The organism is Agrobacterium sp. 719_389, from assembly GCF_900188475.1.
Taxonomy (GTDB): domain Bacteria; phylum Pseudomonadota; class Alphaproteobacteria; order Rhizobiales; family Rhizobiaceae; genus Agrobacterium; species Agrobacterium radiobacter.
Genome location: NZ_FYEM01000002.1, coordinates 539,686 through 560,774 on the forward strand (window position 1 = coordinate 539,686; position 21,089 = coordinate 560,774).

Below are 21,089 nucleotides of genomic sequence, written 5' to 3' on the forward strand. Positions count from 1 at the left end.
GCCGGCGCGAAGCCGGCTGCTGTTTATTTTGCGTCGGTGAGGTTGCGGATGATACGCATGAAGATGCGTGCTCCGATGCCGATCAGCGCGTCTGGAAAGTCGTAATCGGGATTGTGCAGGTTGGGATAGTCCCTGCCTGCGCCGAGAAAGAACATGGCCGATGATGAAACGGCGCGAAAGCGGCCGAAATCCTCGGAAGCCCGCATGGGCAGCCCTTCTGAACCGTGGGAGATTTTCTCCTCGTCCAACGCCTGCCGGATGTGCTCGACCGCGTCGGGCGCATTTTCGCAATGCAGGAAAATATCGTCATAGGTGATGTCGAGTGTCAGCTTCTGCTCGGCTGCAACCTTTGTCGCCAATGCTTCCGCAGCCTCGCAGAGTTTTTCCATCCGGTCGTCGGTCAGTGTGCGCAGCGTCGCCCAGATTTCCGCATCGGCCGGGGAAATACCGAAAGCGGCTTCGCCCATCACGGCATGGGTGATCGTCACCATCGAAAAATCAGGCTCAGGCGGGAAACCGGAGCCGAGTTCGGCCAAGGCCGGCATCAGCTGAGAGATGGCCCGCATGGGGGAAATGCCGTGTTCGGGCGAGGAAGCATGCGCGGTCTTGCCGGAAAGGCGGATTTTGACACCACGCGACGCGCAGTTGACCGGTCCCTCCACGACGCTGACATGGGCGAATGGCAGGCCCGGCAGGTTGTGGAGTGAAAAGGAGTAATCCGGCTTTATGTGTTCGAAACGCGGGTCGGCAAGGACGGCGGCGGCGCCCGCACCGGTTTCTTCCGCCGGCTGGTACAGAAGGACGATGCGGCCGGTCTCCGGGCGCTGCCGGGAAAGGCCGAGCGCCAGCGCCGTCAGAATGGTGGAATGGCCGTCATGGCCACAAAGATGGCCCTTGCCTTCGGTGCCGGATCGGTATTCGGCCTCGCTCTTTTCGTAAATGGGCAGAGCATCGAGCTCTGAACGGATCAGGATCGCGGGACCGCTCTTGCCGCTGTCATAAACCGCGGCGACGCCATGGCCGCCGAGCTCCGCAAAAAGCTGGTCAGGCTGCGCTTGCTCGAGAAAGGCACGGATGCGCCGCGCTGTTTCCTTTTCTTCGCCGGAAATTTCCGGATGACGGTGCAAATCATGGCGAAGCTCAACGAGATCGAGCATGTCCTTGTTGGTCAGAAACATCAAAAATCCTTGCAAGTCGTCCGGCCGGTTTTTCCTGCCGCAACTTACAGGGCGTTGCCTTTAATGCAAAACCTTTGGCGGGTGCCAGCGTTTGCCCGCCGTTTTCGGCTTGATGGCGAGCGTGACGACATCTGTCGGCAGCGGGATTTTTGTCTTTGCCAGTTCCAGCCGGGCAAGGGCTGCACGGGCTTTTTCTGCATATTCCAGATGCGCCGCATCATCCGAATGATAATGCTGCAGCCTGTCGAGAATTTCCGCGCCTTCCACCGCCCGTTCGGCGGCAATCAGCGCCACCGCGCATTTGTAAAGCGCTTCCCTGTGGAAGGGTGCCCGATTGGTTACCTGGCGGAAGGCTTCGGATGCCTCGTGGTAGTGCTGTTGCGCCAGTCGCGCCTCGCCGATGCGAAGCCACAGGACCAGGGGTTCCTGGCCCGCGGCCAGAAGGCTGAGAAAGGCGATCTCGGCCTCCCGGAATTCGCCCCGGTCGAACGACAGATTGGCGAGCCCGAATTGCGCGCCGAGATGGTCGGGGGCTGCGGCAAGCACCTGCCTGAAGGCAATATTGGCGGACGCCTTCTGGCCGGTCTTGTAGAGTTTGAGCGCCTGTTCGTAGACAAAACGGATGCTGCGCGGGTGAAGCGTGCCGCCGAGATTGTCTCCCGAGCGGGTGCGGAACAGGGTGCAGCTCAGCTTCTGCTCCTCCGGTCCGAAGAAATATTTGTAAGGCTCGTTGCCGCGCAGGAAATCATAGGTCCTGAAACCCTGCTCGATCGCCCGGCGAATGCAGTGGCCATGCAGCACGAGGCCGGGGGAAGGGGTCTTCCAGTTCTCGTCGCGGCCGGTGATATAGAACAGGACCGACTTCTTCTGGCGGTCGATGATATTGGCGAGTGCCCCCAGCGGCTGGTCGCCGAACCACAGGACCGGGACTTCCAGATCACCGCGGATATAGACATCCATCAACATTTGTCGTGTCGCGCCGATCAGGAGCTCGGTGCGCTCCTTGCCCTTGAATGGCGCCCAGCGGATGCGCCAGAAATCAAACAGGATATCCATATCTCGCTTGATGGTGTCCCTGGTCGCGAATGTGATGCTGTATTCATCGCCGCCCTCCACCTTTCGCAGGAAGCGCCTGAGCTTTTGACGGGTCTGGCTGCTCATGTGGCTTTCCAGATAGCCGTCGAATGTCTCCGGCAGGCTCACCACCGGGCAGATGCAATTGTTGATGTTGTAGGGATTGGTCGGCATGTTGTCGCGAAACATGACGAGTGGCCCCTGCAGCGCACGGATCATTGCGTCACGGCGCTCCGGCGGGCCGGAGAGGTAATCGAGTTTCAGTTCTGTCCAGTGCTGCTGACGTATGTAGGAGCAGAAGCCGGCAACGGCATGATTTTCATAGTCCGGCAGAGTGATGAAGCCGGTGTAATCCGCCGCCGCATTGCCGGCCATGACGATGCTGTCATGGAAGCGGCCGGTTTTCTTGTCCGGTTCGGTGACGATGCGCAGTGGGAAAAACGCCACATAGGGCGAGCCTTCCGGCCGTTCGCGCAGCGCAAGGATGAACCAGCGCCTGCGGCGCGGCATATAATCCCTGAGCCATCCCCAGGAGAGGAAATGCCGGGCATGGGGATCGGCCATGAACACCGCATCCCAGTTTTCGCGGATCGCCTCAAAGCCGGCGTCCGTGTCGATGATATCGATGCGCATTTGTCCCCCTCCCAATACTGATCACACATTCGGGAGGCTTCATTTTATGGGGAAACGGTCGGCTTCAAATATTCCCTTCGGGTGAAAGCCGTACATCAAATGGGATTAGCCCGTCACCGATCCGCCATCGCTGCGCCGCGACAAAAAAGACCTTGTCAGCCGGTGGCAGCGCTCTAACATGCGGGGCTGAATGCGCGGCCGGCTCAACGGTCCGCATGGCACAGGAGTTCTCATATGGCTGTTCCTTATATGCTTCTGACCGGCGCCAGCCGCGGAATAGGGCATGCCACCGTCAAGCTGTTTCAGGAAAAGGGCTGGAGAATCCTCACCGTATCGCGGCAACGCTTTTCCGAGGAATGCCGTTGGCCGTCTGCAAGGGAGAGCCATATTCAGGCGGATCTGGAGGACTTGTCCCGCATTGATGCGCTGGCGGACGAGGTGCGTTCACGGCTGCCGGAAGGAAAGCTTGCGGCCCTTGTGAACAATGCCGGAATTTCGCCCAAGGGTGAAGGCGGAAGCCGCCTCGGTGTAATGGATACGACGGCGGATATCTGGACGCGGGTTCTGAACGTCAATCTCGTTTCGACGGCGCTGCTTGCCCGCGCGCTTTTACCGGAACTTGAGGAGGCAAAGGGCTCCATCGTCAACGTCACATCGATTGTGGGCTCACGGGTGCATCCCTTTGCGGGTGTGGCCTACGCCACATCAAAGGCGGCGCTCGCGGCGCTGACGCGCGAACTGGCGCATGAATTCGGTCCGCGTGGCGTGCGCGCCAACGCCATTGCTCCGGGGGAAATCAACACCGCCATCCTCTCCCCCGGAACGGCGGAACTGGTGGACGCCCAGGTGCCGCTCGGGCGTCTGGGCACCACGGCCGAGGTGGCGCAGACCATCTATTTCCTCTGCTCGGAACAGTCGAGCTACATTAACGGCGCGGAAATTCACATCAATGGCGGCCAGCACGTCTGACACGCTGCCGATCAACCAAATGGAGCCCATATCGATGACCATCCTGCCGAATTCCGTCGAGGCACGCGATATCGCCTATCAGATGCATCCGAACGTCAATCTGCGCAAATTCGAAAAGACCGGCGGTCTGGTGATCGAGAGCGGCGAAGGCATCTATGTGACCGACAGCAGCGGCAAGCGCTATATCGAGGCGATGGCGGGGCTCTGGTCGGTGGCGCTCGGTTTCGGGGAAAAGCGGCTGGTGGAAGCGGCGACGAAGCAGATGCAGAAGCTGCCCTATTATCACACCTTTTCCTACAAGACACACGGCCCGTCCGTTGATCTCGCGGAGCTACTGATCGAGCTTTCGCCGGTGCCGATGTCCAAGGTGCATTTCACCTCTTCCGGTTCCGAGGCCAACGATCTCGTTGCCAAGATGGTCTGGTATCGCTCGAACGCGCTGGGCAAGAAGGACAAGAAGAAGATCATTGGTCGCATCAAGGGCTATCATGGCGTGACCATTGCCTCGGCCTCGATCACGGGCCTGCCGCGCAACCATGAGAGCTTCGACCTGCCGCTGGACCGCATGCTGCACACGGCCTGCCCCTCCTATGTGCATTTCGGCAAGGAAGGCGAGAGCGAAGCGGATTTCACCGCGCGTATCCTTGGGGAGTTGGAGGATATGATCCTTCGTGAAGGTCCCGAAACCGTCGCGGCCTTCTGGGGTGAGCCGGTGATGGGAGCCGGCGGCGTTCTTTTGCCACCGGAAGGTTATTGGGAAGGCGTGCAGGCGATCCTGAAGAAATACGATATTCTGCTGGTCGTGGACGAGGTGATCTGCGGTTTCGGCCGAACCGGCAAGATGTTCGCCTGCGAGACCTATGACATCAAGCCGGACGTGCTTGTCGTCTCCAAGCAGATTTCGTCGTCCTACATGCCGCTTTCGGCGATCATCATGAATGACAGTTTCTACCAGCCGATTGCCGATGAATCCGACCGTATCGGCTCCTTCGGCCATGGTTACACCGCCTCCGGCCATCCGGTCGCAACGGCTGTGGGGCTGGAAAACCTGAAGATCATTCAGGAGCGCGACCTTGTCGGCAATGTCGCCCGTCTGGAGGGCAGGTTCCTTAGCCATCTGAAGGCGCTGGCCGATCACCCACTCATTCATTCCTCGCGCGGTATCGGCCTCATCGGCGCGCTGGAGGTAAAACCATGGGAGGGCATGAAGCCGGGCGATACCACGCTTGCGCTTGCCGCCGCCATCGAGGAGGAGGGTGTCATCACCCGGCCGATCGGTGAATCCATCTGCTTCTGCCCGCCGCTCATCATTACGGCCGAACAGCTGGACGAATTGTTTGCCGGGGTGAAGCGTGGTCTCGACAAGATTGCGGCCGCGCGAGGCTGAAGACCCTTATAATGGCGCCGGTCGGTTTATCCGGCCGGCCCTATCCCCGGTAGGCCACAAGCACGGCGCCGCAGGCGATCAGCAGCACGCCGAGCCAGTTGGGCAGCGAGAGCCTTTCGCCCAGAAACAGCACTGCAAATACGGCGACAAAAACGACGCTCAGCTTGTCGATAGGCGCGACGCGGGCGGCATCGCCGAGCTTCAGCGCCCGGAAATAACATATCCACGAGGCGCCGGTGGCCAGACCCGAAAGCACGAGGAAGGCCCAGGTTTTGCCCGAGATGGTGGAAGGCTGCTGCCAGTTGCCGGTGATGTGAACCATCAGGCCCGCAGCCGCGAGAATGACGATGGTGCGGATGAAGGTGGCGAAATCGGAATTGACGTTTTCGATGCCGATCTTGGCGAACACGGCGGTGAGCGCCGCAAAGGCCGCCGATAGCAGCGCCCAGAATTGCCAGGCCAGAAACAGGTTCTTCATGCCGCCACTCCGCTTATCGCATTGGTCAAGCTTCGGCTCTACAGCATCTTTCGCACTATAAAAACCCCCGGTGATGGGGCTGGCCTGAACAATTGAAAGCCCGGCGCATCCAGTTGATGCGCCGGGCTTTCCGTATGTGCCTGCCCGGAAAAAAACCGGGACAGGCCGGACCTTGGGAGGTCGTATTATTCGGCCGGCTGGACCGAAGCCGGAAGCGAATCCACATCGGCGATGCCGGTGAATTCTTCCTTGCCGCTCAGAACGCGAGCGAGCTGATCCTGATCCAGTTCGCCTTCCCAGCGGGCGACGACGATGGTGGCGACCGCATTACCGACGAAGTTGGTAAGCGCGCGGCATTCCGACATGAAGCGGTCGATGCCAAGGATCAGCGCCATGCCGGCGACCGGAACCGAAGGCACGACGGAGAGCGTGGCCGCGAGCGTGATGAAGCCCGCGCCGGTGATGCCGGCTGCGCCCTTGGAGGAGAGCATGGCCACCAGCAGCAGCAGGATCTGTTCGCCGAAGGAGAGGTGGATACCGGTTGCCTGTGCGATGAAGAGCGCCGCCAGCGTCATGTAGATGTTGGTGCCGTCAAGGTTGAAGGAGTAACCGGTGGGGATGACGAGGCCGACGACGGAGCGCTTGCAGCCCGCCTTTTCCATCTTGCTCATCAGGCCCGGCAGGGCGGCTTCCGAAGACGACGTGCCGAGAACCAGAAGCAGCTCTTCCTTGATGTAGCGGATAAGCGCGACGATGGAGAAGCCGTTGTAACGGCAGACGGCGCCGAGAACCACGAACACGAACAGGAAGGACGTGATGTAGAAGGTGCCGATGAGCATTGCGAGGTTGGTGACCGACGAGATGCCGTATTTGCCGATGGTAAACGCCATCGCGCCAAAAGCGCCGATGGGGGCGGCCTTCATCAGGATCGCGACCAGCTTGAAGATCGGATACATCAGGGCATGCATGAAATCGGTGACGGGCTTGCCCTTTTCGCCGACGATGCCGAGCGCGATACCGAACAGAACCGAGAAGAACAGCACCTGCAGGATATCGCCGCTGGCGAAAGCACCGACGATGGTGGTCGGGATGATGTTCATCAGGAAGCCGGTGATGGTCTGCTCATGGGCCTTGTCGGCGTAGGTCGCGACGGCCTTGGCATCCAGCGTGGCGGGATCAATGTTCATGCCGGCGCCCGGCTGCACGGTGTTGGCGACGATGAGGCCGACGATGAGCGCGAGCGTGGAGAATACCAGGAAGTAGATCATGGCCTTGCCGGCCACGCGGCCCACCTTCTTCATGTCGTTCATGCCGGCGATGCCGGTTGCGACGGTGAGGAAGATGACGGGAGCGATGATCATCTTGACGAGGCGGATGAAGCCGTCGCCGAGCGGCTTCAGCTGTTCGCCGAAGGCCGGATAGAAATGGCCGAGCGCGATACCGGCGATGATGGCCACCAAAACCTGAAAATACAGGTGCTTGTGGAATGGCTGCTTGGCGTGGCCTGCGGCCACGGCTGTCGTATCGATCATGTTTTTTCCTCCTCGGCCTCACCCTGCCTTTATTGGCCTCCCGGGATCGCCGTGTCGTTGACGGCTTCGCGCCGATTGCGGAGTCATGTGCAATACGCATGCCAGACTTGTTTATTTGCCGTAACCGGCTGATTTCAAAAGTAGTTTTTATTGAGGCTTTGCTGGTTCACGGACGTTTGTGCGGAATTCCGGACAAAATCTCTTGCGGTCTGTGTGTAAATCCGCACAATTGACGCATGACCTATCAGGATCAGGCACCTCATTCCCAGGCGAAGCGGCGGGCGCAGTGGCTTGCGCTGGCCGGCCTGTGGCTGCTCGTCAGTCTGGGTATCCTGCTGGTGGCCGATGAGTTCGCGCGTAACCAGGCGATGCGCACCGCCGCGTCCGAGGCTTCCACGGATGCGGAACTGAAGATCGCGCTCCTGAATGTCGCGCTGGAGCGGCCACGCGCCATTCCGCTGGTTCTTTCGGGTGATCCCGATCTCGCGACCGCGCTGGACGGCGGCGGCGCTGCCGCCCTCGACCGGCTGAACCGCAAGCTGGAGGGGCTGATCGAAGGTACGCAGTCCTCGGTGATTTATGTAACCGGGCCGACCGGATTGACCATCGCCTCCAGCAACTGGCGGCAAGCCGATAGTTTCGTCGGCTCCAACTACGCTTTCCGCGAATATTTTCAGGCGGCAATGAATACCGGCATGTCCGAACATTATGCGCTCGGCAATGTCAGCCGCCGGCCGGGTCTTTATATCTCCCGCCGTATCGATGCCGCTGATGGGCGGCCGCTCGGTGTCGTCATCGCCAAGGTGGAGTTCAATCGTCTGGAGGCGGATTGGAACATTGGCGGCAAGCCGGTCTATGTGGTGGATAGAAACGGCGTCGTGCTGATGACGAGCGTACCGGAATGGCGCTTCAAAACTGTCGCACCCATTGATGAGGCGCGGCGGAAAACCATTTCCGAAAGCCTGCAATTCGGCAATGAGGCGCTTTCAACACTGCCATTTCGGGCGGCGCGGCTCACGGGCGAGGGCGTTCCGCTCATCCGTGTCGATGAACCGGCGAGGGAGCGCGGCGATTATCTGCGGCTGGAAATGCCGGTGCCGACGACCTCATGGACCCTGCACTATCTTCAACCCGTCGCACCGGCGCTGAACGCCGCCATTCGCGAGGGCAGGGTGGTGGCGCTGGCGACCTTGATGCCGCTGATGGCGCTTTCGGCCCTGTGGCTGTGGCGCAGGCACAAGGCGCTCAGGGAAAAGGAAGAGGAGCAGCGCGCCCGCACCGAACTGGAAATGAAGGTGCAGGAACGGACCCGCGACCTGACCAGAACCCGCGACCACCTGCAGGCCGAGATCGCCCTGCACGAAAAGACCACCGGCGAGTTGCGCAATGTGCAGCATGAGCTGGTGCAGGCAAACCGCCTTTCCATTCTGGGGCAGGTGGCGGCGGGTGTGGCGCATGAGATCAACCAGCCGGTGGCGACGATCCGCGCCTTTGCCGATAATGCCCGCACGCTGCTGAAACGCGACCGCATGTCCGAGGCCACCGAAAATCTCGAAAACATCGCGGCGTTGACCGAGCGCATCGGCACGATTACCGGCGACCTGAAAATATTGGCCCGCAAGGGCCGCACCGCCGCCGAACCGGTCAGCGTTCGCTTGGTCATCGAGGGTGCGGTCATGCTGTTGCGCAGCCGCTTTTCAGGGCAGATGGATGCGCTGGATATCGTATTGCCGGATCAGGACCTGAAGGTGCTCGGCAGCCGTATCCGGCTGGAGCAGATCCTCATCAACCTTCTGCAAAACGCGCTGGAAGCCACTGAAGAGACTGGGGCGGCTCGTGTCGAAGTTCGTGTGCGCGAGGAAGGCGACATGGTCGTGCTTTCCGTCAGCGACAATGGCACGGGCATTCCCGAAGCCATCAGCGCGCAGCTTTTTTCGCCATTCAACACATCAAAGGAAAGCGGCCTCGGCCTCGGTCTCGTCATATCCAACGATATTGCTTCGGATTATGGCGGGCGTATCGAGGTGGCGAGCAGCAAGGCGGGCACATGTTTTTCCGTATTTCTGAAGCGAGCATGACATGACGGCGGACGGAACCATATTCCTGGTGGATGACGACTCGCAGCTGCGCAAGGCGATGGTGCAGACGCTGGAACTTGATGGATTGCCGGTCACGTCGTTTTCTCGCGCAGAACAGGCGCTTGCGGCTCTGAACGAGGATTTCGACGGCGTCGTTATCACCGATGTGCGCATGCCGGGCATGACCGGGCTTGAGTTCTTCGACCATGTGCGCAAGATCGATGCCGATCTGCCTGTCATCCTCATCACCGGCCATGGCGATGTGCCGATGGCCGTCGATGCGCTTCACAACGGCGCTTATGATTTTATCGCCAAGCCATTTCCCGCCGAACGCATAGTGGAAAGCGCGCGCCGGGCGCTGGAAAAGCGCCGGCTGGTACTGGAAAACCGCGCCCTTCGCCGGGCGGCGGGACAGGCGGAGGATGATCTGCCGCTGATCGGTCAGACGCCCGCCATGGAGCGCCTGCGCACCACGCTTCGGCACATTGCCGATACCGACGTGGATGTGCTGGTGGCTGGCGAGACCGGCAGCGGCAAGGAAGTGGTGGCAACGGCCCTTCACCGCTGGAGCAAGAAACGCTCGAAAGGTAATTTCGTGGCGCTCAATTGTGGGGCGCTGCCGGAAACGGTGATTGAAAGCGAGCTTTTCGGCCATGAGCCGGGAGCTTTTACCGGCGCGCAGAAAAAACGCGTCGGCCGTATCGAACATTCAAGCGGCGGCACCCTGTTTCTGGATGAGATCGAAAGCATGCCGCTTGCGGTACAGGTGAAGATGCTGCGTGTTCTGGAAATGCGCGAGGTCTCGCCACTCGGGTCGAACGAGGAGCGGCCGGTCGATATTCGCGTGGTGGCGGCGGCCAAGGTCGATCTTGGTGATCCATTCGAGCGCGGCACCTTTCGCGAGGACCTCTATTACCGGCTGAATGTCGTGACGCTGTCAATACCGCCGCTGCGCGAACGCAAGGCGGATATTCCGCTGCTGTTCTCCCATTTCGTCACGAAGGCCGCCAACCGTTTCAACATGCCGGTGCCGCAGATCAGCTCGGGCATTTCCCGCCGCCTCAATGACCATGACTGGCCGGGCAATGTGCGCGAACTCGGGCATTTCGCGGAAAGGGTGGTGCTTGGGTTGGAGGTGGAACCAGCAGGAGCGCCCGCATTACAATCCGCGCTCCCCGCCTCCGGCACCCTGCCGGAGCGCATGGACGAGATCGAAGCGCGTATAATCCGCGAAACGCTGGAACAATCGAATGGCGACGTGGCGGAAACCATCGCCACGCTCGGCATTGCCCGCAAGACCTTTTACGACAAGCTGCAGCGGCACGGCATCAACCGGGCGGATTATGTGAAGAGCGGCGCGGCGTGAGCCGGCGCGTGGTTCAGGTTGACGCCTGATGAAAAGCCGCGGATGTTTCCGTCCGCGGCCTGACAATAACGATCGTAATTGCGCCGAAGGTCGGCTTGATCAACCCGCTACGCAGAAATGGCGCTGGCCGTCATAATCCGTATAGGTCCCGGTGCGGGAATTGAAGCTCCGGTAACGCTGCGAGCAATAGTCGTACCAGGCGTTGGTCCAGGGTTCGATGGTGCGATAGGTGGCGCGCTGGCCGTAAACCGGGCGGCTGTCATAGACAGGCTGCGGGCGATAGACCGGGGCGGGGCGATAAACAGGCTGCGGCTGCGGCCGATAATAACGATAGTCCGGCTCTTCGTAGACGTAGCTCGGCTCATAACGACGGGGCGGGTCGATATAGACGCGCTCATCATCCACCGGCGCCGGGCGCGACATTGCGGAGCCGACGGCGACACCGGCGGCAAGACCGAGCACACCGCCCAGAATGGCGGCGTCGCGACGATCATGGCGGTCCCAGTCGCCAGCGGATGCGCTGCTCAAGGGAGCAATGGTAGCGGCGGCGACAGCGATTGTCAGAACTGTTTTAGCTGCAAAGGACGACATGGTGTGTTCTTCCGTACAGGTGGCAGGGCGCTGCCAGTTGCAAATTCGATGGTTAAGGAAATACAGCCCGGCTGCTGAACGGGCGCTGAATGAATTGTGGCGGACCGGCGGCGGCCCGCAATTCCTGTTTGCGCGCGCCGTACTTCGCGCTAGAACTCAAGATCAAACAGGACGCCCCGATGAGCCTTTCCCAGATAACCGTCAATTCCGACACCTCGCATGAAGACCGCGCCCAGGCCATTCGCGATACGCTGCGTGACGCCATTGTCGATCGCAGGCTCGCACCGGGCACGAAGCTGTCGGAATCGGAAGTGGGAACGCTGTTTGATGTCAGCCGCACGGTGGTGCGCGCGGCATTGCAGATGCTGGCTTACGAAGGGCTGGTGAAGGCGGAACGCAACCGGGGGGCCTTCGTCTCCAATCCGACGCCGGACGAAGCGCGACAGGTTTTCGCCTCGCGCCGGCTGATCGAACCGGGCGTCGTGGATGCGGCAATCGAAAAAATCACGCCTGCGGCTGTGACACGGCTAAGGGAGCATCTGGTGCAGGAAAGCCGCCACCAGCATGAACGTGGCCCGAGCGCCAGACGCGCGGAAATCAAGGCATCGGGCGATTTCCACCTGATGCTGGCCTCGCTTGCCGGCAATGCCATTCTGGAAAAATTCATGGACGAACTGGTCGCCCGCTCGTCGCTGGTGATCGCGCTTTATGGCCGCTCGGGTGTCTCGAGCTGCGGCCACAATGATCATGCCGATCTCTTGGATGCGCTGGAGGTAAAGGATGCGGCAAAGGCCCGCGCGCTGATGTTGCAGCATCTCGACCACATCGAGGCCGACCTTGACCTGCGCATGATGGAAGGTCTGGCGCTGAAGGATGCGCTGGCGCTCTGATTGACTGCCCATCCCGTCTCGCGGGACGGGGATGGGCGGACTAAACTCGTATCAGGCGGCGTAACGGCTGATCGCCAGATCGTGCGTATCTATCTCGGGCTTGTTCCCGCTGATGAGATCGGCAAGCACCCGTGCGGAGCCGCAGGACATGGTCCAGCCGAGCGTGCCGTGGCCGGTATTGAGATAAAGATTGCTGTATCGGGTAGCGCCGATGACAGGCGTACCATCCGGCGTCATCGGGCGCAGGCCGCACCAGAATTTCGCCTGGGTCTGGTCACCAGCCCCGCCGAACAGGTCTTCCACCGAATGAGCCAGTGTTTCCTGCCGCGCGGCCGGCAAATCCTTGCTGAAGCCGGCGATTTCAGCCATGCCGCCGGCGCGGATGCGTGAGCCGAGCCGCGTGATCGCCACCTTGAAGGTCTCGTCCATGACCGTGGAGACGGGCGCGCGCTCCTCCTTCACGATCGGAACCGTGATGGAATACCCCTTCACCGGGTAAACCGGCAGAGTAAGGCCAAGCTGGCGCAGGAATTGCGGCGAATAGCTGCCGAGTGCGGCGACGAAAATATCGGCCTCCACCAGCCCCCGGGTGGTTTCCACCGCCTTGACGCGTCCTGCTTCAACGATGGGGCGCATGATGCCGGTATCGTAAAGGAAGGTGACGCCGGCTTCTTCCGCCATGCGTGCAAGTTCAGTCGTGAACATGAAGCAATCGCCGGTTTCGTCGCCCGGCAAACGCAGGCCGCCGACGATCTTCTCCTTCGCGGGCGCGAGGCCGGGTTCGACGGCGGCGCAGCCGTCACGGTCGAGAATCTCGAAAGGCACGCCGCCCGCAGTCAGCACGTCGACATCCTTGCCGATGGCGTCGAACTGCTTCTGGGTGCGGAACACCTCAAGCGTGCCCTGCATGCGCTGGTCATATTCGATGCCGGTCTCTTCGCGAAGCGCCATCAGGCAATCACGGCTATATTCGGCAACGCGCACCATGCGGCTCTTGTTGATGGCATAACGTGCCGAGGTGCAGTTGCGCAGCATCTGGCTCATCCAGCGCCAGGCGGCGGGATCGGCCGTCGGGCGGATGATCAGCGGCGCGTGTTTCATGAACAGCCATTTCATCGCCTTGACCGGAATGCCGGGGGCAGCCCAGGGCGAGGAATAGCCGGGGGAAACCTCTCCCGCATTGGCGAAGCTGGTTTCCAGCGCCGCGGCCGGTTGGCGGTCGATCACCGTCACCTTGTGTCCGGCTTTGGCCAGATACCAGGCGGAGGTCACGCCGACGACGCCGGCTCCGAGGATAGTGACGTTCATGATCGTCTCACTTATGGCTGACAGATGTTGAAGCGATTGCCGGGGTTTCGCCCGGCTGAATATAGGTGCGGCGGTAACGGCGTCCGAGCCCGGTCAGGATTTCATAGGCGATCGTGCCCGCATCGTCGGCGATGTCTTCCAGCGTCTGGTCTGGCCCGATCATCTGCACGAGACTGCCTTGCGTCAATGTGTCTTCGGGCAGGGCGGATATGTCGAGAATGATGCTGTCCATCGAAACGCGGCCCGCAATCGGCAGGCGCACGCCGTTATACCACGCTGCGCCGTGATTGCTGAGCGAGCGCGGCAGGCCGTCAGCGTAACCGGCGGCGATGGTTGCCAGGCGCGTCGGACCGGCCGCTTCGAAGGAACCGCCGTAACCGACCAGCGAACCTGCGGGAACCGTGCGTGTCTGGACGACGGCGAGATCGAGACGAACGACCGGCTTCATCGGATTGGGACGGGCAACAGAGGGGGCGCCGCCATAAAGCGCGATGCCGGGGCGCAGCAGGTGGTTGTGGTAATCATTGCCCAGAAAGATGCCGCCGGAGTTGGAAAAGCAGACCGGTACATCAGGGAACGCAATGGCGCCTTTGCGCATCACCGAAAGCTGCGTGGCATTGGAGGCATGGTCCGGTTCATCGGCGCAGGCGAGGTGGCTCATGACGAAGGCGATGTCGATACCATCAAGCAATTGCGGCTGTGAGGCGAGGACTTCAAGCTCTTCGGGGGAAAGGCCGAGACGGCACATGCCCGTATCGATCTGCACGGCGGCGGCAAGTCTTTTGCCAAGCTTCTTGGCGTGAGCCGACCATTGGGCGATCTGCTCCAGCGAGTTCAGAACGGGAGTAACGGCCATGGCAGCACAGGAGGTCTCATTGCCGGGCTGAAGACCATTGAGAACAAAAATCCGCGCTTCTGCCGAAAGTCGGAGCCTGAGCGCCAGCGCTTCATCGATATGGGCGACGAAGAAATTGCGGCAACCCGCCTCGAACAGGACCTGCGAGACGATATCCGCGCCGAGACCATATGCATCGGCCTTGACGACCGCTGCCGTCTGCGATGCTGGTGCCATCGCCGCAAGCGCCAGATAATTGTCGCGCAATGCGCCGAGATCGATGGTCAGATGGCCGCTTGCACCACCGGCTGCCTGCTGGCGGCTGATCTGCATGTCCATGTCGTTCACCCTCATTTTTATCTCATCAGGGTATTGCAACGATTATCGAATTTCTTGGCGATTGTTCGAAGGAAATGCGATAGAGTTCGTAATCACGCAATTTTCTTTTGCTAATTGGAATCTTCTATGTCGTCCCTCGATGCGACCGACCGCCATATCATCCGTCTGCTTCGGCTCAATGCCCGCATCAGCAATGCCAAGCTTGCTGCAGAGGTCGGACTTTCGGCATCCGCCTGCCTTCGCCGGGTCGATATTCTCGAGCGGGAAGGCATCATCCGGGGCTATACGGCGCTGACCAGCGGCCTCGCCGGCGGCGAGGTGATTTCGGTCATCGTGCAGATCACGCTGGATCGGCAAACAGAGGATTTTCTCAACCGTTTCGAAAACGCGGTGCGGCGATATCCGGAAATCCGCGAATGTTATCTGATGACGGGCGGCTCGGATTATTTTCTGCGCTGCGAGGCGGAAAGTGCGGGGGATTTCGAGCGTATTCACAAGGAAATTCTGTCGAAACTGCCGGGGGTTTCGCGTATTCATTCGAGTTTTGCGATCCGGAATGTGCTGGCGACGCCGAAGGCGCGGTAGCGTGGAGCGTATGGCTTACCCCCCTCTGTCCTGCCGGACATCTCCCCCTCAAGGGGGGAGATCGGATGGAGCCACCGCTTGTTCCCTCGCAATCATTTACTATCAATAAAGCGGCGTCACTGAATGCCGTGGGCCAGCCACTTGTCGATCTCCCCCCTTGAGGGGGAGATGTCCGGCAGGACAGAGGGGGGTAAGCCCCGCACTCTGCACTAACTCCACCACCGATAAAAATGATGCAGCGGCCCCCGCCCATGTCCAACGGCAAGCCCCCGCCCGGCATCGAGCGCCCCGCTCAGATACTCCTTCGCAAGCCCCACCGCTTCCCGCAACTCACAACCCCTGGCAAGATAAGCCGTGATCGCCGCCGCCAGCGTGCACCCCGTGCCGTGGTCATTCGTCGTCTCCACCCGTGCCACGGAAAGCGCCCGCATGGCGCCATCCGCAAACAGATAATCCGTGCTCTGCGGCCCCTCACCATGGCCGCCCTTGATGAGCACGGCTTTTGCACCCGCTTTCAGGATCGCCTCGGCCTGACGGGTGATCTCCTTCTCCGTGGTGCCCATCGGCGTGCCGGTCAGCAACGCCGCTTCCGGCAGGTTCGGCGTGACGATGGCGGCGAGCGGCAAAAGCTCGCGCCGCAATGTCTCGATGGCATCTTCATGCAGCAAACGGTCGCCTGACGTCGCCACCATGACCGGATCCAGCACCACAGGCTGTGATTGCTGCCGAAGCCGTTCGGCGATGGCGGCGATGGTTTCGATCCGCGATACCATGCCGATCTTCACCGCATTGACGGCAAGATCGGAGAAAACCGCGTCCATCTGCGCGACGATGGTGGCCACGGAAATATCCTCCACCGCGGTCACGCCTCTGGTGTTCTGGGCGGTTATGGCGGTGATGACGCTGGCCGCATAGGTATCAAGCGCTGAAAAGGTCTTGATATCAGCCTGAATGCCCGCGCCGCCGCCGCTGTCGGAGCCAGCAATGGTCAATGCAATTGATGTCATGGTTGTCTTGCTTTCAGCGTTGCGTCAATTGCGGAGCGGAAGTCCTTGGCTGCACTGGCAATATCGCCCGCGCGGAAAATGGCGGAAATGACCGCGACACCATCCGCCCCCGCCTCGATGACGGAGGGTACGCGCGCAAGATCGATGCCGGCAATGGCGCCCACCGGCATATCCGGCCGCCATTCCTTCAGAAGGGTGCGCAGCGTCGAAAAACCGTCGATGCCGACCGGCTTGTCCGGATTGACCTTGGAAACGGTTTCGAACACGCCGCCGATGCAGGCATAATCGACGGGCATGGAGGCCGCCCGTTCGGCATCGGTGCGATTCTTGACGGTGAGGCCGATGATCGCCTTTTCGCCGAGAATGCGCCTTGCGGTCTTCGCATCCATGTCGTCGGCGCCGAGATGCACTCCGTCCGCGCCAGAAGCGAGCGCCACATCCACACGGTCGTTGATGACGAGCGGAACACCGGTGCCGGCGATGGCCTCATGAATGGCGCGGGCGTTTTCGATCATCTCCCGCGTCGAGCCGTTCTTGTCGCGATATTGCAGAATGGTCGCGCCATTGAGTGCGGCGGCCAGAGCAAGCTCCGGCAGCGGCGCGACATCGCCAAGGCTTGCGTCTACCAATGCGTTGAGGCGGTAATCAACCTTGTTCATGCTCTATCCTCGCGTGATTGATGATGTCCTCACCGGAAATTTCGGAAAGCGCATCCAGAAATGCCGGTTCGAATGTGCCGGGGCCTCCGGCGCGTCTGGCGGCGAGTTCGGCGGAAACGCCTGTCACGGCAAGGGCGGAGGCCGCCGCCGTCAGTGCGTCTTTTTCCACCGCCATGAAGGCGGCGATGACGCCGCCCGACAGGCAACCAGTGCCAGTCACCTTCGCCATCCACGGATGGCCATTGACGATCCTGACGCTGCGGGTCGTGTCGCTGAGGTGATCCACAGGCCCGGTCTCTATCCTCACTACATCAGGCACATCGCCGATCAAGCTCATTTCGGCGTGATTACCGCGCACGATGGTCGGGGAAAGTGCGATGAGTTCGCGCGCGAACTCCAGCCGCGACGGCGAATAGTCGCAATGCACGGGGTCGACGATCCACGGCTTGCCTGATGCATTGGCGATCTCGATCGCCAGCCGGATGACCTTGCGCCGTTCGGCATCCAGTGTGCCGAGATTGACGGTAAGCGCATCCGCCTTGGCCACGAAGCTCTCGATTTCCTCGAGCGACGTGGTCATGGAAGGAATGCCGCCGACAACAGTTATGCCGTCTGCGGTGAATTTCTGCACCACGGTGTTCATCAGGCAATGTACGCGCGGGCGCGTGTTGCGCACGCGCTCCAGTATGTCGGCGGCCTTTGTTGCTGTTGGATAAGTCGTGGTCATGGCTGTTGCAGCTCCACGGCAATGTCGTCCGCCGCCGGCGCCTGCTTGATCAGCTGCATCTCCCGCATGAAAGCGCCGAAACGGGCATAACGGGTGCGGTCGAGTGCGGCGGGGCGCTTGGCGAAACGCGGTAGCGTGTCGAAGAAGGCCTGCTTGTTCAGCGCGTCATCAAGGTTCGGATAGGCCTTGATGAAAAGCTGCCAGGCTTCCTGGGGGTGGTTGGTGATGAAGATCGCGGCCTGTTCCACGGCGGAGAGGAAACGCGGCAGGCGGCTGTCTTTTACGAGATCGCGATGGGTGACGAAGATCAGCTCGTCATAGGCCGGCACGCCATGTTCCTCCGGGAAGAAGGAGCGGCCTTCATGTCCCTCCAGCTTCATCTGCGTCAGCTCGAAATTGCGGAAACCGCCAAGCGTGGCATCCACCTTGCCGGCGATCAGCGACGGCGAAAGCGAGAAGTTGACGTTGATGAGTTCGACATCATCCTTCGTCAGCCCGTCCTTTTCCAGCATGCGCTTCAGCATGGCATCTTCAAAGCCGGAAACGGAAAAGCCGACCTTCTTGCCTTTCAGGTCCTTCAGGCTCTTGATCGGCCCATCGGCGAGAACGGTGACGGTGTTGAGGGGCGTTTCGACCAGCGTACCGAAACGCACGAGCGGCAGGCCGGCATCGTGATCGAGATAGAGGTTCGGCTGGTAATGCACGCCGATATCGGCCTGTTTAGCCGAGACAAGACGCGGCACGGCGGAGGGGTCTGCGGGCGGAACCAGTTCCACCTCCAGCCCGGCATCGGCAAACAGGCCGCGTTCCCTGGCGATCACCATCGGCGCATGATCCGGATTCACGAACCATTCGAGCAATACGGTGAGCTTGTCGGCCGCCTGGGATTGCATGGGTGCTAGTGCGCTTGCCGCCGCGACGACGAGGGAAAGAAGAGTTCGTTTCATGGTGCCGAAAGTCTCCGCAAATATCTGAAAGGAGTGGTGTGTTCTGTTTCTTTGGCCCAGGGGGCGAGATGGGCTGTTGAGAGATCGACGATAAGCCGCAGCAGCACTGCCATGACGGCGAGAATGGCCATGGCGGCGAACATGGTGTCGGTCTGCATCCGGGCATTGGACTGGATCATGACAAATCCGAGCCCTGCGGATGCGCCCACCCATTCGCCGATGACGGCGCCCAGCGGGGCTAGCGGCGCCGCCACTCTCAAGCCCGAAATCAGCGAGGGTAATGCGAGCGGCACGCGCAACCGGGTGAGGACCTGCCAGTGGCTCGCCTTTGTCAGCGAGGCGGCGTCAAGGATGGCGCGATCCGTGCGGTTGAGGCCATCAGTGAAGGAGGAAGCGACCGGGAAGAAGATGATGATCGCCGTCATGACCACTTTCGAGGCCATGCCGAAACCGAACCAGAGGACGAGAATGGGGGCGAGCACGAAGACCGGAAAGACCTGCAACACCAGAACCATGGGCCAGACGAGGCGGCCGAGGCGCGGGATGGCGGCAATGGTGAAAGCGACGAGAATGCCGGCGGCGATGCCTGCCGCAAGCCCGAGCGCCATTTCGCTGAGCGTCACCATCGCCTGCCCGAACAGGAAGCCGGGCTGGCGCAGGAAAGCGCCGGCAACATCAGCGGGCGATGGCAGGATATAGCGGGGTGGCGCAAACAGCCACGTCCCCGCCTGCCAGAGAACCAGCAGAAGACCGACACCGTTCAGCGCATGGGTGGCACGCATGGGCCGGACCTCAGACGCAGACGCACCGTGTGCGAAGGGCGGAAGGTTTCAGCATCATCATTCGTCTCCAGATGTGACAATCACGGAGATCAGGGCAAAGCGGAGAAGAGAAAGGGCAGCGCCCCCTGGGCGCGACAGTTCCGTTCCTACGCCGGCATGACCCGGATCAGGTTCAAGGGTCCGGTTCACCACCATCTCAGCACCGTCAGGTGCTCCCCTCGGAAGAGTTTGTTTTGTAAGTCAAGTTTCATAAATGTCAACGTCCCGCCGCCGATCCGTCGTCGGGCGCGATCGCGGATACCCGTATCCATCTGCGTATTAGTTATTAAGGAAATTAGATTTATCGAAAATTAGTTATCTCTTGAAACTGCATTTCAATATTGTATGACTAATTTGGCCCCGGGAAAGATTATTGGGGGCGAATTTGAAGAACTTCTGGCAGGACAAATCGGGAAATTTCGGCATTCTCAGCGCCTTGTTGATGGTGCCGCTGATTGGCGCCGCGGGCGTGGCACTTGATGTGACGCACGGCATGGCCGTCAAATCGGACCTGCAGATGGCGGCGGATGCCGCGGCGCTCGCGGTGGTTGCCGATACGTCGGCGAGCGTTCACAAGGCAAAGGAAATGTCGAGTGACGGCGTCATTACGCTTGGCGGCGATGAGGCCTCCGCATTCTTCGAAAGTAATGAGAGAGCCAGTCCCGACTACAAGCTCCTGTCCCTCGCCGTGTCGGTGATCAAGCGCGGTAACGCCATTGAATCGTCGGTTAGCTTCAAGGCATCCGTCGGCACAACGCTTTCACGGGTTCTCGGAGAGGATCTCATCACCGTTTCGGGCATGGCGACCGCCAAATACGAGACGGAAACATTCAGCGACTTCTATGTCCTTCTGGATAACACCCCGTCGATGGGCGTTGGCGCCACGCCGGCCGATGTCGCCACCATGGTTGCGAATACGAGCGACAAATGCGCTTTTGCCTGTCACATCGTGAAAGACGGGGTGGTGGACAAGAACAGCTATTATTACAAGGCCAAAAGCCTCGGGGTCACGACGCGCATCAATGTGGTGGCGCAGGCCACGGCAAGCCTTATGGATACGGCGAAGTCCACCCGCAAAAGCAGCAATCAATATCGCATGGCGGTCTACACTTTCGGAGAGAAAGCCGAAGATACGAAGCTGCTCGAAGTCGTTCCCTTGACGTCGGATTTGGCGACCGCGAAGAAGAAAGCCGGTGAAGTCGACCTGATGTCGATCCCGAAGCAGGGATTTAACAACGACCAGCAGACGGATTTCGACCGGGCACTCACTCAGATCGGCGACAAGATCGGCAATTCTGGAACCGGGGCGAGTTCGGCCAGCCCCGAGAAGATTATCTTCTTCGTTTCAGACGGTGTCGGTGATAGCTACAAGCCATCCAGCTGCACCAAAAAGACGACCAGCGGCCGCTGTCAGGAGCCGATCGATATCAAATATTGCACGAAGCTGAAGGAAAAGGGTTTCCGGATCGCCGTGCTCTACACCACCTATCTGCCGCTGCCGACCAATGACTGGTATAATAGCTGGATCGAGCCCTTTCAGCCGGAAATCGGCGCACGCATGCAGCAATGCGCCTCCCCGGGCCTGTTTTTCGAAGTCAGCCCGTCGCAGGGCATCAGCGATGCGATGACCGCCCTGTTTAAAAAAGCTATCACATCACCCCGCCTGACGGGGTGATGGAGAACGA

General features: G+C 60.6%; 19 protein-coding genes and 1 riboswitch. Of the genes, 7 read left to right on the forward strand and 12 right to left on the reverse strand.

Features of this window, described 5'->3' with window-relative positions; translation table 11 throughout:
• Positions 1-23 precede the first annotated feature (23 nt).
• Together CFB10_RS06185 and CFB10_RS06190 are read right to left on the reverse strand one after the other, a co-directional pair.
• The gene (locus CFB10_RS06185) at positions 24-1,178 is read right to left on the reverse strand and encodes an amidohydrolase (RefSeq protein ID WP_020011858.1); all 1,155 of its coding nucleotides are present in this window, start codon (positions 1,176-1,178) and stop codon (positions 24-26) included.
• Between the two features lie 60 nt (positions 1,179-1,238).
• Complete coding sequence (locus CFB10_RS06190; protein WP_020011857.1) at positions 1,239-2,885, reverse strand: GNAT family N-acetyltransferase; 1,647 nt, start codon at positions 2,883-2,885, stop codon at positions 1,239-1,241.
• Positions 2,886-3,119: 234 nt separating this feature from the next.
• Between CFB10_RS06190 and CFB10_RS06195 the strand changes: the two genes are divergently transcribed.
• Positions 3,120-3,854: an SDR family NAD(P)-dependent oxidoreductase gene (locus CFB10_RS06195; RefSeq protein WP_020011856.1), complete on the forward strand. Its 735-nt coding sequence runs from the start codon at positions 3,120-3,122 to the stop codon at positions 3,852-3,854.
• A 34-nt stretch (positions 3,855-3,888) separates the two neighbouring features.
• Complete coding sequence (locus CFB10_RS06200; RefSeq protein ID WP_026363963.1) at positions 3,889-5,241, forward strand: aspartate aminotransferase family protein; 1,353 nt, start codon at positions 3,889-3,891, stop codon at positions 5,239-5,241.
• Positions 5,242-5,281: 40 nt separating this feature from the next.
• Here CFB10_RS06200 and CFB10_RS06205 read toward each other — a convergent pair whose 3' ends face one another.
• Together CFB10_RS06205 and CFB10_RS06210 are read right to left on the reverse strand one after the other, a co-directional pair.
• Positions 5,282-5,719, reverse strand: coding sequence for an EamA family transporter (locus CFB10_RS06205; RefSeq protein WP_020011854.1), 438 nt, complete (start codon positions 5,717-5,719; stop codon positions 5,282-5,284).
• A gap of 185 nt (positions 5,720-5,904) precedes the next feature.
• On the reverse strand, positions 5,905-7,251 hold the full coding sequence (locus CFB10_RS06210; protein ID WP_020011853.1) for a dicarboxylate/amino acid:cation symporter: 1,347 nt from the start codon (positions 7,249-7,251) through the stop codon (positions 5,905-5,907).
• Between the two features lie 236 nt (positions 7,252-7,487).
• Between CFB10_RS06210 and CFB10_RS06215 the strand changes: the two genes are divergently transcribed.
• Positions 7,488-9,329: a sensor histidine kinase gene (locus CFB10_RS06215; RefSeq protein WP_020011852.1), complete on the forward strand. Its 1,842-nt coding sequence runs from the start codon at positions 7,488-7,490 to the stop codon at positions 9,327-9,329.
• A gap of 1 nt (position 9,330) precedes the next feature.
• The gene (locus CFB10_RS06220; RefSeq protein ID WP_020011851.1) at positions 9,331-10,695 is read left to right on the forward strand and encodes a sigma-54 dependent transcriptional regulator; all 1,365 of its coding nucleotides are present in this window, start codon (positions 9,331-9,333) and stop codon (positions 10,693-10,695) included.
• 99 nt (positions 10,696-10,794) lie between these two features.
• On the opposite strand, the gene CFB10_RS06225 is transcribed toward CFB10_RS06220, so the two are convergent.
• A complete protein-coding gene (locus CFB10_RS06225; RefSeq protein ID WP_026363962.1) occupies positions 10,795-11,286 on the reverse strand; it encodes a BA14K family protein in 492 nt (163 codons plus the stop codon).
• A 179-nt stretch (positions 11,287-11,465) separates the two neighbouring features.
• On the opposite strand from CFB10_RS06225, the gene CFB10_RS06230 reads away from it, so the two are divergent.
• Positions 11,466-12,176 (forward strand): GntR family transcriptional regulator, encoded by a 711-nt coding sequence (locus tag CFB10_RS06230; protein WP_020011849.1) that lies wholly within the window; start codon positions 11,466-11,468, stop codon positions 12,174-12,176.
• A gap of 51 nt (positions 12,177-12,227) precedes the next feature.
• Here CFB10_RS06230 and CFB10_RS06235 read toward each other — a convergent pair whose 3' ends face one another.
• Both CFB10_RS06235 and alr read right to left on the reverse strand, forming a co-directional pair.
• Positions 12,228-13,484: a D-amino acid dehydrogenase gene (locus tag CFB10_RS06235; protein WP_020011848.1), complete on the reverse strand. Its 1,257-nt coding sequence runs from the start codon at positions 13,482-13,484 to the stop codon at positions 12,228-12,230.
• A 7-nt stretch (positions 13,485-13,491) separates the two neighbouring features.
• Complete coding sequence (gene alr / locus CFB10_RS06240; protein ID WP_026363961.1) at positions 13,492-14,658, reverse strand: alanine racemase; 1,167 nt, start codon at positions 14,656-14,658, stop codon at positions 13,492-13,494.
• A gap of 126 nt (positions 14,659-14,784) precedes the next feature.
• On the opposite strand from alr, the gene CFB10_RS06245 reads away from it, so the two are divergent.
• Positions 14,785-15,243, forward strand: a complete 459-nt coding sequence (locus CFB10_RS06245; RefSeq protein ID WP_003500727.1) for an Lrp/AsnC family transcriptional regulator — start codon at positions 14,785-14,787, stop codon at positions 15,241-15,243.
• Between the two features lie 209 nt (positions 15,244-15,452).
• Here CFB10_RS06245 and thiD read toward each other — a convergent pair whose 3' ends face one another.
• The 5 genes from thiD to CFB10_RS06270 are packed head-to-tail and all read right to left on the reverse strand — an operon-like array spanning position 15,453 to position 19,365.
• Positions 15,453-16,250: a bifunctional hydroxymethylpyrimidine kinase/phosphomethylpyrimidine kinase gene (gene thiD, locus CFB10_RS06250; protein WP_020011846.1), complete on the reverse strand. Its 798-nt coding sequence runs from the start codon at positions 16,248-16,250 to the stop codon at positions 15,453-15,455.
• Positions 16,247-16,909: a thiamine phosphate synthase gene (gene thiE, locus CFB10_RS06255; protein ID WP_020011845.1), complete on the reverse strand. Its 663-nt coding sequence runs from the start codon at positions 16,907-16,909 to the stop codon at positions 16,247-16,249. The genes thiD and thiE overlap by 4 nt, the downstream gene beginning before the upstream one ends.
• Entirely contained in the window at positions 16,896-17,636 is a 741-nt protein-coding gene (locus CFB10_RS06260) for a hydroxyethylthiazole kinase (protein ID WP_020011844.1), read from the reverse strand. The genes thiE and CFB10_RS06260 overlap by 14 nt, the downstream gene beginning before the upstream one ends.
• Complete coding sequence (locus CFB10_RS06265) at positions 17,633-18,583, reverse strand: ABC transporter substrate-binding protein (protein ID WP_020011843.1); 951 nt, start codon at positions 18,581-18,583, stop codon at positions 17,633-17,635. Before CFB10_RS06265 ends, CFB10_RS06260 begins: the two co-directional genes overlap by 4 nt.
• Positions 18,580-19,365 carry an ABC transporter permease gene (locus CFB10_RS06270; RefSeq protein WP_020011842.1) on the reverse strand — a complete coding sequence of 262 codons (786 nt, stop codon included), beginning with the start codon at positions 19,363-19,365 and terminating at the stop codon, positions 18,580-18,582. The genes CFB10_RS06265 and CFB10_RS06270 overlap by 4 nt, the downstream gene beginning before the upstream one ends.
• A 126-nt stretch (positions 19,366-19,491) precedes the next feature.
• Positions 19,492-19,594, reverse strand: a riboswitch (TPP riboswitch).
• 195 nt (positions 19,595-19,789) lie between these two features.
• On the opposite strand from CFB10_RS06270, the gene CFB10_RS06275 reads away from it, so the two are divergent.
• On the forward strand, positions 19,790-21,079 hold the full coding sequence (locus tag CFB10_RS06275) for a pilus assembly protein TadG-related protein (RefSeq protein ID WP_026363960.1): 1,290 nt from the start codon (positions 19,790-19,792) through the stop codon (positions 21,077-21,079).
• Positions 21,080-21,089: the final 10 nt, after the last annotated feature.

Bases quoted from the DNA above. Each gene is read 5' to 3' on its own strand.
- CFB10_RS06185 (WP_020011858.1), bottom strand. From the start codon at position 1,178: ATGTTTCTGACCAACAAGGACATGCTCGATCTCGTTGAGCTTCGCCAT.
- CFB10_RS06190 (WP_020011857.1), bottom strand. From the start codon at position 2,885: ATGCGCATCGATATCATCGACACGGACGCCGGCTTTGAGGCGATCCGC.
- CFB10_RS06195 (WP_020011856.1), top strand. From the start codon at position 3,120: ATGGCTGTTCCTTATATGCTTCTGACCGGCGCCAGCCGCGGAATAGGG.
- CFB10_RS06200 (WP_026363963.1), top strand. From the start codon at position 3,889: ATGACCATCCTGCCGAATTCCGTCGAGGCACGCGATATCGCCTATCAG.
- CFB10_RS06205 (WP_020011854.1), bottom strand. From the start codon at position 5,719: ATGAAGAACCTGTTTCTGGCCTGGCAATTCTGGGCGCTGCTATCGGCG.
- CFB10_RS06210 (WP_020011853.1), bottom strand. From the start codon at position 7,251: ATGATCGATACGACAGCCGTGGCCGCAGGCCACGCCAAGCAGCCATTC.
- CFB10_RS06215 (WP_020011852.1), top strand. From the start codon at position 7,488: ATGACCTATCAGGATCAGGCACCTCATTCCCAGGCGAAGCGGCGGGCG.
- CFB10_RS06220 (WP_020011851.1), top strand. From the start codon at position 9,331: ATGACGGCGGACGGAACCATATTCCTGGTGGATGACGACTCGCAGCTG.
- CFB10_RS06225 (WP_026363962.1), bottom strand. From the start codon at position 11,286: ATGTCGTCCTTTGCAGCTAAAACAGTTCTGACAATCGCTGTCGCCGCC.
- CFB10_RS06230 (WP_020011849.1), top strand. From the start codon at position 11,466: ATGAGCCTTTCCCAGATAACCGTCAATTCCGACACCTCGCATGAAGAC.
- CFB10_RS06235 (WP_020011848.1), bottom strand. From the start codon at position 13,484: ATGAACGTCACTATCCTCGGAGCCGGCGTCGTCGGCGTGACCTCCGCC.
- alr (WP_026363961.1), bottom strand. From the start codon at position 14,658: ATGGACATGCAGATCAGCCGCCAGCAGGCAGCCGGTGGTGCAAGCGGC.
- CFB10_RS06245 (WP_003500727.1), top strand. From the start codon at position 14,785: ATGTCGTCCCTCGATGCGACCGACCGCCATATCATCCGTCTGCTTCGG.
- thiD (WP_020011846.1), bottom strand. From the start codon at position 16,250: ATGACATCAATTGCATTGACCATTGCTGGCTCCGACAGCGGCGGCGGC.
- thiE (WP_020011845.1), bottom strand. From the start codon at position 16,909: ATGAACAAGGTTGATTACCGCCTCAACGCATTGGTAGACGCAAGCCTT.
- CFB10_RS06260 (WP_020011844.1), bottom strand. From the start codon at position 17,636: ATGACCACGACTTATCCAACAGCAACAAAGGCCGCCGACATACTGGAG.
- CFB10_RS06265 (WP_020011843.1), bottom strand. From the start codon at position 18,583: ATGAAACGAACTCTTCTTTCCCTCGTCGTCGCGGCGGCAAGCGCACTA.
- CFB10_RS06270 (WP_020011842.1), bottom strand. From the start codon at position 19,365: ATGCGTGCCACCCATGCGCTGAACGGTGTCGGTCTTCTGCTGGTTCTC.